The 14016-nt window shown below is 41.4% G+C and carries 11 protein-coding genes; 3 read left to right on the forward strand and 8 right to left on the reverse strand.

Features of this window, described 5'->3' with window-relative positions; all coding sequences use genetic code 11:
- Position 1: 1 nt before the first annotated feature.
- Positions 2-1549, reverse strand: a complete 1548-nt coding sequence (locus SOHN41_RS13990; RefSeq protein ID WP_007650140.1) for a tryptophan halogenase family protein — start codon at positions 1547-1549, stop codon at positions 2-4.
- Positions 1550-1658: 109 nt separating this feature from the next.
- Positions 1659-4226 (reverse strand): TonB-dependent receptor, encoded by a 2568-nt coding sequence (locus SOHN41_RS13995; RefSeq protein ID WP_007650141.1) that lies wholly within the window; start codon positions 4224-4226, stop codon positions 1659-1661.
- 428 nt (positions 4227-4654) lie between these two features.
- Here SOHN41_RS13995 and SOHN41_RS14000 point away from each other — a divergent pair, with 428 nt between their 5' ends.
- Positions 4655-5671 carry a LacI family DNA-binding transcriptional regulator gene (locus SOHN41_RS14000; RefSeq protein ID WP_007650142.1) on the forward strand — a complete coding sequence of 339 codons (1017 nt, stop codon included), beginning with the start codon at positions 4655-4657 and terminating at the stop codon, positions 5669-5671.
- A gap of 67 nt (positions 5672-5738) precedes the next feature.
- Here the strand turns inward: SOHN41_RS14000 and SOHN41_RS14005 are convergent, their stop codons facing one another.
- Together SOHN41_RS14005 and glnB are read right to left on the reverse strand one after the other, a co-directional pair.
- Entirely contained in the window at positions 5739-7028 is a 1290-nt protein-coding gene (locus SOHN41_RS14005) for an NAD(P)/FAD-dependent oxidoreductase (protein WP_037459220.1), read from the reverse strand.
- Positions 7029-7223: 195 nt separating this feature from the next.
- Complete coding sequence (gene glnB / locus SOHN41_RS14010; RefSeq protein WP_007650144.1) at positions 7224-7562, reverse strand: nitrogen regulatory protein P-II; 339 nt, start codon at positions 7560-7562, stop codon at positions 7224-7226.
- A gap of 246 nt (positions 7563-7808) precedes the next feature.
- On the opposite strand from glnB, the gene SOHN41_RS14015 reads away from it, so the two are divergent.
- Positions 7809-8321, forward strand: a complete 513-nt coding sequence (locus SOHN41_RS14015; protein ID WP_007650146.1) for a GspH/FimT family pseudopilin — start codon at positions 7809-7811, stop codon at positions 8319-8321.
- A 177-nt stretch (positions 8322-8498) separates the two neighbouring features.
- Positions 8499-8981 (forward strand): GspH/FimT family pseudopilin, encoded by a 483-nt coding sequence (locus SOHN41_RS14020; RefSeq protein ID WP_007650149.1) that lies wholly within the window; start codon positions 8499-8501, stop codon positions 8979-8981.
- Positions 8982-9313: 332 nt separating this feature from the next.
- Here SOHN41_RS14020 and SOHN41_RS14025 read toward each other — a convergent pair whose 3' ends face one another.
- The 4 genes from SOHN41_RS14025 to SOHN41_RS14040 are packed head-to-tail and all read right to left on the reverse strand — an operon-like array spanning position 9314 to position 14004.
- Complete coding sequence (locus SOHN41_RS14025; RefSeq protein WP_007650150.1) at positions 9314-9613, reverse strand: TapY2 family type IVa secretion system protein; 300 nt, start codon at positions 9611-9613, stop codon at positions 9314-9316.
- Complete coding sequence (locus SOHN41_RS14030; protein ID WP_037459224.1) at positions 9610-10005, reverse strand: type IV pilin protein; 396 nt, start codon at positions 10003-10005, stop codon at positions 9610-9612. Before SOHN41_RS14030 ends, SOHN41_RS14025 begins: the two co-directional genes overlap by 4 nt.
- A gap of 8 nt (positions 10006-10013) precedes the next feature.
- A complete protein-coding gene (locus tag SOHN41_RS14035; RefSeq protein WP_007650154.1) occupies positions 10014-13565 on the reverse strand; it encodes a pilus assembly protein in 3552 nt (1183 codons plus the stop codon).
- A gap of 4 nt (positions 13566-13569) precedes the next feature.
- A complete protein-coding gene (locus SOHN41_RS14040; RefSeq protein WP_007650156.1) occupies positions 13570-14004 on the reverse strand; it encodes a pilus assembly PilX family protein in 435 nt (144 codons plus the stop codon).
- Positions 14005-14016 lie beyond the last annotated feature (12 nt).

Consider the following 14016-nt stretch of genomic DNA (forward strand, 5'->3'; position numbering starts at 1 on the left):
TTTAAATAGATGAAAATCCAAACTGGGCGACTTTTTGTAACAACGCTCGTTGTCCGGGTAACTCTTTTGCTAAATATTCGGTCACTTGTTGCACTTTGTTAAAATGCTCCGCAGCTTTAACGTCTTCAGTGTAACGATACTCTGCAACGCTCTGGGGTTTAAAGCCCATTCCGTATAGGACATATTGATAACTTTCCATCGGAAACGGCTCATAGACATGGGCAAAATCGTAGGCACTAATACAGTGCTCTTGCCAATTACCGAGCAGGGTTGTCAACGACTCAGGGATCGTTGACTTACATTTATTAGCCTGCCAAAACGGCGTCGAACGCTGCGATAACAAATAATGCATTTTGATGAAATCAATGGTTTTTTGCCAGCGGAACATAAATGATTCATTGAATTTTTGCTCGGCAAATAAAAGACCTTGGCGCCGTGATGGCAACTGATCGGCTATCATGTTGCCTGCTGCTTCAATCAAGAAAATAGCTGATGCTTCTAATGGCTCAATAAACGCGGCAGAAAGACCCACCGCCACACAGTTTTTATGCCAAAACTTATTACGATAGCCCAAATCAATCTTAATTTTGCGTGCACTAAGCCCTGTCGCAGCATCACCAATATAGCGTCTTAATGTCGCCTCAGCCTCTTCATGGCTCACGTGTTTACTCGAGTAGACATACCCCACGCCACGGCGGTTTGTAAGAGCAATATCCCATATCCAGCCCGCATCTTGGGCTGTTGAATGAGTACAGGCATTGATAGGCGCATCATCTGAATCGTATGGCACTTGAATGGTAACCGCATGATCGGTTAACAAAGTGTCGGCAACTGAGGTAAATCCAATGCCAAGCGTTTCTCCGATAAGCAAGCTCTTAAACCCGGTGCAATCGACAAAAAAGTCGCCAGCAATTGCGCCACTATTATCGGTTTGTACTTCAGCAATATAACCGTCACTTTCGAGACGAACATCTGTGACATTGGCAGCAATAAACTTGACGCCAAGCTTATTGATGGCGTGACGTTTTAATAAATCGGCAAACTTTCCAGCATCTAAATGATACGCATAGTTTTGCAACCCTTCGTAGGGTTTGGAGGTGATTTTTTTCGGCGCTAACCCGAGTTCAGCAGTTTTTATTTGAGCGCTGACAGCTTGGGCGTAACTTAACGAATTACCAGCGCAGCCTTTTAACCAATAAGGCGCGAGGTTGAACTGAGTGGGATCAAAAATGGAGGTAAAAAGGTGATGATACTGATTAGGCTCAACGTCAGTTTGCCAGTTGATAAACTTAGTCCCTTGTTTAAATGTGGCATTACATTGCGTTAAAAAATCTGCCTCATCGATTCCCAGCTTGGCTAAGGTTGCGCGCATTGTCGGCCAAGTTCCTTCACCAACGCCTATTGTTGGGATATCAGGGGATTCAATGACACACACTTGAATATTATTAGGGTTGGCACTGTTAAAGGCGCGCGCTAAGTTCGCTGCAGTTAACCATCCGGCCGTCCCGCCACCGACTACGACTACTGATTTTATCGACTCTGAATGCATCACATCTACCTCGGGGTACGCTGGATTACTACCTTATCCTACAACAGCGAACAGATCACTTTAATGCAAAAAAGGAAGGCAGATGCCTTCCTTTTTTATCAACACTTAGTTAGAAACGCAGTGCCGCTTTCAGTGAGTAACGAGAACCGTTGTCGGTTGTTACACGCAGAGTTTCAGCGCCTGTACTATGACGTTGGAAAGTGATTTCATTGGTTAAATTCACACCTTCTAACGAAATATCTAAATAATCAGTTACATGGTAAGTGATTGACGCATCTAAGAAGTCCTGAGAATCAAAGCTGTCAGCACCAGCACCAATCGCCGTACCTTCCGCGAAGAACTCACTACGCGCGGTATACGCGATACGTGCAGTGATGTAATCGCCTTCATAGTAACCTGTTACGTTGTAAGAGTTACGTGATGAACCAGGAAGTATAATTGTTGAGCCGTCGTCAGTTTGACCTTTTGCATCAACATAAGTGTAGTTAACTAGTGCACCTAAACCATTGTCGAAACTGGTTTGCCATTGCATTTCAAAGCCTTCAATCTTACCGCCACGACCTTGATCTGGAACAACCACTTCATAGGTACCTGGTACTGGTACGTTTACGAGATCTTCAGAGATGGTCTTGCTGCTAATGAAAGATGCAATATCTTTGCTAAATAGCGCTGCAGACAGCATGGATGATTCGTCGTAGTACCATTCAACACCGATATCCATTTGTGTCGCACGGAATGGATCTAAACCTGGATCACCACGGCGAGTTTGCAAACGACCACTTTCTGGTGGAGTTGTTGGTAAGCCGCTGTAACCTGGTGCCAATTGGCTGTAACCAGCACGCGTCATGACTTTCGCTGCTGACATACGTAAAATGACGTCATCCGCGAGATCGATGGCTAAGTTGAAGCTAGGCAAGAAATCGCTGTATTCACCAGAGAAGGTATTGATTGCAGTCAAATTACCGTTATAAGCGCTACCATCAGTTTTGGTGTTGACATAACGAATGCCCACGTTACCACGGTAGTTTTCACCGTCGAAGTTACCTTGTGCATACGCTGCGAAAATATCTTCTTCAATTTTGCTGTAGTTCCCTAATTCTTCTGTCCATGCCGTCACAGAATCATTCAGAGCATTCCAATACGCTAGACCATCAATTTTTACGTAAGATGTTGGTGAACCACCAGTAACAACTTCGTCGAAATCTTCAAGTAAGCCATCGGAGAACTGATCGATATTAGTAATACCGCTGATATCACCTAATGTCGCGCCGTAGCTCTTATAAGTGTTATCGTGTGAGCGGAATTTTAAACCCGTTTCAACACTGGTAATCGCACCAAAATCAACATCAAGTTTCAGATCAACTTGAGCATAAACTTCTTCATCTTCAAGTTTAGTTTCAGTCAGTGAACCGCCTTGGAAGTCCTGCCAGCTAGCATCAGTCAAGCTCACACCGTTAGGTACCAGCTTCATTGAATCAGGTAAATCCATATCAACGTCTACTGTGATACCATTGGTACCATTAATAGGCTGACCCCATAAACCGTTAGCGTTACCACCGTTGCCACCGTCAGCAAACGTTGTACCGATAGCACCACTTAACACGTAACCGTTGCCGGTGTACTCAGTCGTTAAATCGATAACGGTACTGGTCATTTCTGCACGACGAGTGTTGGTGTCTTGTGCCAACCAAGCGGCATTATTGACAGTACCTGTTAACGGTAAACCGTTAGGTGCAACACGAGCGCCTGCTGTATTGGTCATAGTGCTGCCGTCAGCACCAATGACTAAGAAGTTTTGGTTAGTGTTAGTAGCGTCAATTTGAGTGCGAAATGCATGCAACGAGAAACCAAGGTCGTCACTAGGTTGGAATTGAGCTGTGATATCAAATGCATCGCGAGTACGATCTTGATCGAAACCAGCAATACCTGATGCTGACCAACCCTCTTCCCAATAGTTTTCAGACTTACGACCACGACCAATTTGTTCTAAGGTAGAAACCATACCTAAGATACCAAAGGTCTCGTTGTCGTTTTTCCAGCTAAATAAACCACTTCCGCCTAGACCATAATCACTGTCTGCAAGTGAGTTAGTGTTAGCTTCAGCTGATAAAAACACGGTATTAGAATCTAAAGCCAAAGGCTTACGAGTATGCAGAATAACCGTACCACCCACCCCACCCTCGTCTAAAGAGGCAACTGGCGACTTAAACACTTCAAGGCCAGCGATCATTTCTGATGGCATGAGGTCCATGTTAAAACCACGGTCATTTGAACCTTGAGAGAACCAAGCTGTTGATGCAACGTATTGACCATTCATCAATACTTGAGTCAAGTTAGGATCGACGCCACGAATTGATACTTCGGCACCTTCACCCACGAAACCGCGGTTAATCGATACACCAGCAACGCGTTGTAATGACTCAGCAACGTTTTTATCTGGGAATTTACCGATATCTTCTGCTGAAATTGCATCAACCACAGCATTTGAAAAGCGCTTCTCGTTCATCGCGGCTTTGTTAGAAGCCCGCATACCGCGAACTTCAATTTTTTCAATATTTTCTGTTGCTGCGGTGGTTGCCGCAGCATCTGCAGCGACAGCGCTGATAGATACAGCACTGCCGAGTAGGATTGCAATATTTGTAGCTAGTACACTTTTCTTAAAGGTTGATGGTCGCATCTCGTTTCCCTTCCATAACTTTATTATCGTTTTAGTATTCATAACCATTCCCCAAGGAATGACAACGCTGTCATGTCTAGAGCAAACATTACACAATAATTAACAGCCTTGCCACAACAAAATAACGTAAGACGAAAAAAAATGTCATAAAGCGCAATTATTAAACAATGTTAATTTAAATTTCAATTGCAAAACATATAGTTATAAAAATTGCTGTAAAATTACAACCATCAACGCTCCCGTAACAGAATAAAAATAATGCCAGTTTGTAACAATCTGCCATTGCTAAGCACCTTAAATGCTCGCACTATAAGTCCCACAAATATAAAAATGGCTACAAAATTGTAAGCTTGTAAATCGTTGTTAAAGCATTTACGTTCATGGAACAGCCAGCCCTTCGCGACCTTAGATAAAGAGTTTTTACATCAATGAAAGTCACTATCAACGACGTAGCTAAATATGCTGGAGTGTCAATTAAGACAGTATCCCGTGTTACTAATAACGAACCATCGGTGAAGCAGGCCACTGTTGATAAAGTTACTGAGGCTATCAAAGCACTGAATTATCAACCTAATCTAGCGGCCAGAAATCTCGCGGGGACAAAATCTTATGCTATTGGTTTTATTTATGATAATCCCAATGCCTATTACATCATTGATATGCAAAATGGGATTTTGTCGGCTTGTAAAGACAAAGGATATGAGCTGGTTATTCATCCCTGCAATGCAAAATCAGAGTCAATATGTGAAGAGCTAACGGCTCTCGTCAAGTATTCTAGACTTGCAGGTTTAGTGCTAACCCCGCCCCTTTCTGAAGATCCAACCGTGCTTAAAGCGCTCAATGATATTGACGCGAATTATGTTCGAATCATCGCTGGCGAGAATGTAAAAGATCAGGATGGGCTCACAATCCTTGTCAACGATAAATCCGGCGCTATCGAAATCACCCAGCATTTAATCGATTTAGGGCATAAAGAAATCGCATTTTTAAGTGGTGATTTGCATCATGAATCGACCAAGGAACGATTACTCGGTTATAAACAAGCATTAACAAAAAACCATTTAGCTCTGAATGAAGATTACATAATTGAAGGAAAGTATTCATTTGAGTCTGGTGTTGAAGGTGCTAACAATCTTATCAAGCTTAAAAACCGCCCAACAGCCATAGTCGCATGTAACGATGAAATCGCCGCAGGGGCACTTTTTGCAGCGCGTTTAGCGGGTTTAGATATCCCCTTAGATCTTTCTATTGTCGGGTTTGAAGATAGTCCTTTCTCCCGTCAAACTTGGCCTAAATTGACAACGGTGCATCAACCCAACTCAGAAATTGCACAGGTCGCAACAGAGCTACTTATCGCGAAGCGTCGAGAGCAAGATGCAAAATATGCGAAGACCTTTACACCTGAACCTGTGATCCGAGATTCATCTGCAGCACCAAAGCACTAATATTAGCCAATGCTCTAAATAAAACAGAGAGCATTGGCTCTCTGTTTTATTTAGCAACCCACTAAATTTAATGTAATTTAAGTTTAGGCCGTTGCCACTTTAATAGTTTTTGTGCAATGCGATAAACGATCGCTGAAAACCAACCATAAAGACTTGCTAAGTGCCTTTGATATAAAGAAATATACATAATTCGAGCAATATGGCCCTCGACAAAGAAAGTGCCAGAGCGTAAGTTCCCCATCAAATTTCCCACTGCAGAAAAGCGGCTCAATGATACCAGCGAACCATAATCTTTGTATTCAAAGGCCTTTTCTGATTTTCCTTGTAACCGATTAACAATATTGCTAAATAGCGTGTCCGCCATTTGTGCCGCGGCTTGAGCTCTTGGAGGAACCGCTTGGCCCGATTCAAGGATTAATAAAGCGCAGTCACCTAGTGCATAAATGTCCTGATGGCCCTTTACTCGCATACAAGCATCTACTTCAACTTGATTGCGCGATGTGATGGGGAGTTTTGTGAAATTTTGAAAAGCTTTAGGTCCTTTAACCCCTGCAGCCCATACTTTTAATCCGGCCTCAATCACATCGCCATCTTGGGTGATAAAACCATCACGCGTCACTTCCTTTACTTGCACACCAATATGTAAGCGTATACCGATTTTATCTAGTACAGCTTGGGCTCGAGCACTCACTCGTTCTGGTAACTGCGGAAGTATTTTAGGAGAGGCTTCAATCAAGTGCACATCGAGATGATGCTTCGAAATGTTCAGATAACCATATTCTTTAACTGACTCAATCACATGATGAAGTTCTGCTGCTAATTCGACTCCTGTAGCCCCTGCACCCACAATACCGATACTCACTCTTTCCTGAGTTTCATTTAACTGTAGCAAAGCATCGAGCAATTTATGATGGAACAGATTCGCATTCTCTAAGCTATCGAGAAATATACAATGCTCTTCAGCACCTAATGTGTTGAAACTATTAGAGACACCACCCAATGCAAGCACAAGATAGTCATACTCTATTTGGCGTGGCTCTAATAGCAGTTCTCCTCCATCACTATAAACTGCAGCTAATTGGATAATTTTAGCATCGGGCTCGCATTGTTCTATTTCACCTCGAATATAGCGGTAACCATTTTTAAGTCCATGATCACGATAGAGTAGTCCCTCAATTGATTGATCAATCACACCAACAGCGACTTCGTGTAATTTAGGCTTCCATATATGAATAGGACTTTTGTCAATTAAGCACACATCGACGACATCACTACCGCCCCATTTTCGGCCCAACTTAGATGCAAGCGCTAAACCCGCGGCGCCGCCCCCCACAATCACTATTCTTTTTGTAACCAAAATAACAACCTCAACAACCACGTTTAAGTGGCTAAGTTATACCATGTTACTGATAAGAGATAACTACTTTAGTCAAGTAAAGCTAGCGGTTTTCCATTAAAGATATTTCAGAATAGGCATATTGAGTACATTCCAATAACGCTGGCAGCCCCAATAAAAAAGGGCCTTAAGGCCCTTTAAAATCACATTGATAGCTTATACCGCTTCTTCGTTTTCTTCACCCGTTCTAATGCGAATAACACGTTCAACATCAGTCACAAAAATCTTACCATCACCAATTTTACCAGTCCGAGCAGTTTCGATAATAACATCGATCGCTTGATCAACAAGATCATCTTGGATAACTAGCTCAATCTTTACTTTAGGCAAAAAATCCACCATATATTCAGCGCCACGATATAATTCCGTGTGCCCCTTCTGGCGTCCAAAACCTTTTACCTCTAGCACTGTCATCCCTGTAATACCAATCTCAGCAAGTGACTCGCGCACATCATCTAATTTAAAAGGTTTAATAATGGCTTCAACTTTTTTCATCAAAAATTCCTCGGCACTTGCATTAACATAATCAAACTGAATAACACTAGCTTACACGGGCTTACGTCAATATTGAAGCACATACGCTGCTTTGCTCATAAAACACAGTTTCTACAAAACCGCGGTTAGCACATAAAAGTCTAAGAAAAGTCCCCTGCTGAGGCTCAGAGATTTTATACTTACAATCTCATCGTTCTCGATCCATTCGCTCGCAGGATGCAAGCGCAATACAGACAAGGAAGTGTTATGAGCATTTATCCAAAAGGCTTTAGCCTTCTCGAACTTATTACCACTCTATCAGTATCAACCATCCTATTGGCTATAGGTGTATCACCCTTAACAGATTTTTATACCCGATATCGGGCCGATAGCAGCATACGGCTGATCCAACAAACATTGCAGTTTGCACGTAATCAAGCAATTTCCTTCAATATGAGGGTAACAGTCTGCGCTCTTATCGACGGAAAATGCGATTCAAACTGGCAAGCTGGCCTCACTGTTTTTATTGACACTAATAATAACAATCAACTGGATAGCAGTGATAGAAAGCTCTATACCACTAATGCGTTTCACTCAAAAGATACTGTTACATACAATCGTGCGGTAATTCGTTTTTTACCAGATGGATTAGCTTCTGGCACCAATGGAACGCTTAAATATTGCCCATCCAGTCCGACAAGCCCATATTCACAAGCAATCGTTATTAATCAAGCAGGTAGAGCTCGTATTTCAACAGATAGCAACATAAATTGTACTTAGCTTAAGCTGCGCTAAGAAACGGGTAAGGGTTTATATCTTGAAAATGCACCGCACTCAATATCATCGTAAGGAAGCTATTTCATATCAAAAACATAAGATTAAAAAGGCACTAGTTAGATACTGAAATCAACAGCATTCTCGCTTATACTCTATGGAAGATAAGTGAGGATTGCTCGTATGCAAAACAAAATGGTAGGTTTTACCTTAGTTGAATTGATGGTCACTATTGCAGTTGCAGCAATTTTATTAACCGTTGGAGTACCGTCACTGGTCACTCTCTACGAAGGTATGCGAGTCAATAACAACATTACAAAAATCCACGACATTATGGTCTTTGCTCGCAATCAGGCAGTGAGTTATGGAACCACAGTCAATGTATGTCCCTTTGCTACAGCAACCTCCTGTGGGACGTCAACAGACTGGAGCAAAGGAATTCGTGTATATATCGGAACTGATAAAGAATTGCGGGTTATTGATGGCTTCCATTCGAGCGACAAAATTAAAGGTTCTATTAATTCGCTAACATTCTCAGCTGACGGCCTTTCTTCTGGAGGAACATTAATTTATTGCCCTGGAGGAAAGACGGCGGAATCGAAGGGCGTTATAGTAAATGCTGGTGGCATCATTTCGTACGGTTCTAATGGCAGTAGCTGTGCCTAAGTATTGACGCTAGACGCATTTAAAACTTGCATTTGACATCACCGCAGCTCTCAAATCCAAAAAACACTTGGCTTTTTTCCTAAAAAATAAACAACTATGAGGCTATGTCTAAGAACACGGATAAAGGTTTTCCCTCTTAATTTCATTGTCACCATCCGCCTTGCATTGGCATATAATGCTAATGCAAGCACAAAAACCAATTTAATAAACTATTAGTAATACAAAACCAGAACACTTAGAAAACTATATCATTATGTGGAATTAAATTTTATGAACCATCAATAAATAAACCTTTAAAAAAGGATTTTTATTAACACAGCGCGAACGAATACTTATCTAAGCGTAATTTTATCTAATTGCTTGCTCTCGTCACTGGTAAATTCTTGGCTTAGAGGAACACACTCAACAACATCTTTAATAAAATACTTTTTACCATCAGAGGCGGTTAGCTGCTTGCCTGGTAAACTGGCAATATTCAGGTTAACGTCTTTTACCTTCCAACGATAAAAAACCACTTTATCCCCTTTAGATGCCGTAATGTGACATTTATAGTCCTGTGCTGACTCACTCGTCGCAGCAACGGACACACAAGAAAAAAGACCTAACACTAAACCAATAAGAAATCTGCTCATTTCCAACACTCCGCTGACGGGCCTTTTACACCCGCTGATGTCATAGTAATAGTTGCACAAGTGGAATCTCGACTTGCTTGGTTCCCTTTCGCTGTTGCCGTAATCGTAAACGAGCTCGTACCAGCAGAAGCAACACTATAATATCCATGCTCAGTAACAAAGGGGTTTGCCAATCCAAGCTTTGTCATATCTGTCGCATAAGCACGATTATCCAAGTAATATTGCTCCTGCAAATTTGCCACATTCATTACCGCAGCAACACCTTCCGAGCGTCCACTCTTGATGACATAGTCAATATACGATGGATAGGCAATCGCAGCTAAAATACCAACTATAACAACGGCGATCATCACTTCAATCAAAGTAAATCCCTGTAAACTATTATTTTTCATTAACATCGTCACTCATCAATATGGTAATAAATTTTATTGGTCTTTAAACCACTGCCTAATTCGATCGTACCTTTACATTCGCCATTATCACACTCTCCTTTACCCACTCCGATAACATAAGCTTTCGGCTCTTCACCCGGCTCAGGTCTAGGGATCACAATTTGAGGTGTATCAGGGACTCGCTCCCCTACTTCATAATAGAGAGTGTTAGATGTTCTTGTTCCTTTATGTAAATCAAATACATAAAGCCGACCCTGTCCTGAAAAGCCACAAACTCCAGCATCTAAATCCACTAATTGATTAGTTGGTGGCACAAATGAGGTAAAATAAACTTTTCCGTCAAATATTAACGATGAAGAAAGGCTCTTCTCACCTATTGTAGGAAAATCATAGTACCAGCCTCTTTTTTCACCAAAAGCAATATTTTCGCTCTGCGATGCAGGGGCTGATGAGGTGACATCATATAAATTTGAAATGGTTAGTGGTGCAGGTACATCTGTTCCAGAATATTGTTTTGTCACAACATTCCTATCCTGAAAAACATAGAACATATCGTTAGTTGCAGTGTCTAGCGGATGTGTTCTGTTTCCTGTTCCAACGGTAACAGCATCATATGGAATACTTTGATATGATAAAACACCATTTTCTGAATGAAGATTATTAAATTGGGTTTGCGCGACCGTTGGTTCAGCGAAAAACATTCTATTATCTGGCGAACTATCTGAACTAATTGATGCAAACTTAAAAATAGACCAAGTAGAATTAACTGCCGAAGGTAAATCCATACGCCACACATTGCCATCAACATCCGTTGCATAGATACGATCAGTTAATCCATCGTTATTACTATCTAATATAGCAACCTTATTAGGAATACTCCCCATTCCCGCGGCTGTAAAACTATATTTATATGTACCAGTCTCTGCATCAACTATATAAATTGTGGATCCTGAACCATCTGATGAGGCCATACCTCCCCCAAAAACTAATACAGGTTTGGCATATCCTGGAATAAAAGTCACTACTGGTTCAGACCACGATTGGCCTAGCTCTTGAAAACTATCAGTAGAGTCAATTTTCCACATGAATTTAGGAGAATCTGGTGATGTAATATCTAAAGCATAGTAGGAAGCCCCCCCTCGACGCATCCCCAAAAATACCCAAGCTTTATTAACCTCACCATAAGAATTAGTTTCAGTATATGCAACAGGAGATAAATCCATACCGTACACACTATGCACTCTCGTTGGGGAGTTTTCACGCAACCGAGAAACATTTCCCCATAACTCTGGAGGGATAAATGCCCAAGACTCTTTCACATTTCCAACAGAAAAATCACTACTACCTGTATCAGAGTCCATAAACATATGGACTAATCCCTGATTTGTACCGACTAAAACTCGAACATCAAGGTTCTCGGAAGTGACATTTCCATCTGAATCTTTAGTTGCTTTTTTACCAAAATTGATTGCCAAGGGTTTTGAATGGAGTGGATCCCCCATAATATCTTCCCTAGCATCTGTGGTACTCTCATTATTATTATCATCATCTACATCAACACCATAGAGCCAATCCAAATCAGCTTGGGAGTAATTAATTACAAAGTCTGTAGAACTAATATCTGTCAAGCTAGAGCCACTAAGGGATTTGAGTTGTCTATTTTTAAGGGTACTTCTCAAAATTGGCAACACACCTCCCGAATTGACTTTATTGCCATCGGGGGCGTTGGCAGGACAAGTATTCCAGTAGGTACAAGTGCTCGAAGCTATATTCCCATTAGTATCGATTGCATTTGTAACACCACCAGGCCCCACAATTTCACCCGCAGAATTAACCTTTAACTTTTTCAGATTACCACTCCACCGAGGACCCTCTCCAGGTAAAAACATTGCAAAATAAGCCGAATTATATGTCTGCGTTTTATCGAAATTATTACTTGCAATACTGGGGGAAGTAAAAGATGAGTCAATTGATAAAATTGATTTTAATACATCATCCATTGCCTGTACTAAATCTAAGCCATTTTTGGCGACATAATAGCCCTTAGAAATTCCTTGAGCATTTCTGGAATTGCCGCCTCTAAAGGCTGTTTCCTCCAACAATGCCGCAGCAACATCGGCACCATCAGAAAAACCAATAGTAAAGGTCCTCACATTTTGTTTGTTATCAATACCATTAGCATCAGTAACGCCAGCAACCAAATCATTATTGGCCATGTATGCGGCTAAAGCGGGTAAATAACTGGTCTCCTTCACACCTTTATCATTAGTAAATTCGAAGCCACTGTAATCAGCTTGAATTTTAGCGGAGCCGGTTAATGATTGAATCGCAAGATCGGCAGAATGATCTAAGGTCGGCGCACCATCAGTAATGTAAATAATATAAGCAGTATCAGGGCACTTTTTAAATGGTGTGGTGTAATTACCGGAGCTAAGAATACTCGGTGGACTATTGGGAACATAACCACTAATAGTATACTTCCCCTTGGCATTACTATCTTTATTACCAAAAGTTACAGGTCCTCCACTAAAATACTGATAAGCTTCATAAAGCGTTTCACAGAGGGGGGTATTTGTCTGTGCAGGCATCCCATTAATTAATGACAGGAGTGCTGTCTGATTCGCACTTGTTAACTCCTTGATATCCGAAACGATTCTTCCACCATCCGCATCTCCTTCTGCAGCATAATTTAAATTAAATATAGCCAATCCAGCGTCAATATCTATACTTAAATCCGTTAATGCCGTTGATATTGCATCTTTAGCAACATCTAGTCGAGTGCCAGTCCCACCACTATTTTGTCCTTCTTCTGTTTGGGTGATCCATTTGTACCAAACTAAATAGTGAGCAGTGTAAAGTGTGACAGGAGAGCCTTTTCCGAAATCTGTACCTGCTAGGCTTGCGTCCCGCGCAGCACTATCAGAACCTGTGGTATACATAGCTTTTTGGTCCACAGGATATCCCGGAGCATAAGACGTTGTTGAGTTTCCTTGTTTATTAGCCCCTGGATTTTTCGGTTCACTTTCCATTATATCTTGATAACAATCAACAATTTGACCTTGGTTAAATCCTTCATTTTCAGCTAAAGGGGTCCATCTACCAGAATTACCACTGGCTTTAAACTCGCGTAGTAACCCTGTGTAACGCCCCCTGCTCACTAATGCTTCCGCAGCCTTTTGACAATTATTATTATCTGCATAAAATCGACGAGAATCACTTGGCACATCGGGTGTAGGCATATTACTGGTATTATCAATCCCTCCTGCATTCCAATAGATCCCTTTTTCATTAATATAGCCAGAATAATCAGCTAAATAATTCTCAAAACCGAGCGCATATGAGCATGTTTTACCTACATTTTCTGCTGAACAATAAGAGCTGACAGCATTCTGATCTTCAGTGGACATACTCCCTGAATTATCAAATATAAATAACACTTGTGGACGCTTGCCAGTTTTTACGGTGGAGTCAACAAGATAAAGCTCTGTATCATCTGCATGTATTTGCCCCGCAATAATCACCATCGCAACAATCAGAGCACAAAAAATTTGTTTCAACATAGCTTTAATTTCCTGTTAGCACTTGCTGCTCGACACCAGAAACAACAGTTAGCGAGCCAAGGTTATCCCTGCCGAAAGTCACAGAACTACTAATTTCAATTCTTCTACAACTGACCAAATTAGCGCCCGTTGCATTTGAAGTTCTTTGACAGCCGACATCACGTACACCTGTATCAGGTAATGGTTTTAATTTTTGACTGCTATTAAAAACTGCCGTATCGGTTTCGGCACTTAGGTTGGCAAACTGTTCGCCAGAATAATCAGAAATAACTTGCTCTAAACCACCATCAGCAATGGCCTTTGCTTCAATTCTTTCTGCACCAGCACCAGACATCCGCAGCGATTGAGTCGAATTAACAGCTAAAGCAACACCAATGACCGTCATAATGATCAAAACAATTAATGCGAAAAACAGCACTACACCTTTTTGCTTCTTCATGCACAACTCCAA

The organism is Shewanella sp. HN-41 (assembly GCF_000217915.1).
Taxonomy (GTDB): Bacteria; Pseudomonadota; Gammaproteobacteria; order Enterobacterales; family Shewanellaceae; genus Shewanella.

Coding starts and splice junctions, on each gene's coding strand:
- SOHN41_RS14020 (WP_007650149.1), top strand. CDS start 8,499: ATGCAAAACAAAATGGTAGGTTTTACCTTAGTTGAATTGATGGTCACT.
- SOHN41_RS14025 (WP_007650150.1), bottom strand. CDS start 9,613: ATGAGCAGATTTCTTATTGGTTTAGTGTTAGGTCTTTTTTCTTGTGTG.
- SOHN41_RS14040 (WP_007650156.1), bottom strand. CDS start 14,004: ATGAAGAAGCAAAAAGGTGTAGTGCTGTTTTTCGCATTAATTGTTTTG.
- SOHN41_RS14030 (WP_037459224.1), bottom strand. CDS start 10,005: ATGAAAAATAATAGTTTACAGGGATTTACTTTGATTGAAGTGATGATC.
- SOHN41_RS14000 (WP_007650142.1), top strand. CDS start 4,655: ATGAAAGTCACTATCAACGACGTAGCTAAATATGCTGGAGTGTCAATT.
- SOHN41_RS13990 (WP_007650140.1), bottom strand. CDS start 1,549: ATGCATTCAGAGTCGATAAAATCAGTAGTCGTAGTCGGTGGCGGGACG.
- SOHN41_RS13995 (WP_007650141.1), bottom strand. CDS start 4,226: ATGCGACCATCAACCTTTAAGAAAAGTGTACTAGCTACAAATATTGCA.
- SOHN41_RS14035 (WP_007650154.1), bottom strand. CDS start 13,565: ATGTTGAAACAAATTTTTTGTGCTCTGATTGTTGCGATGGTGATTATT.
- SOHN41_RS14015 (WP_007650146.1), top strand. CDS start 7,809: ATGAGCATTTATCCAAAAGGCTTTAGCCTTCTCGAACTTATTACCACT.
- glnB (WP_007650144.1), bottom strand. CDS start 7,562: ATGAAAAAAGTTGAAGCCATTATTAAACCTTTTAAATTAGATGATGTG.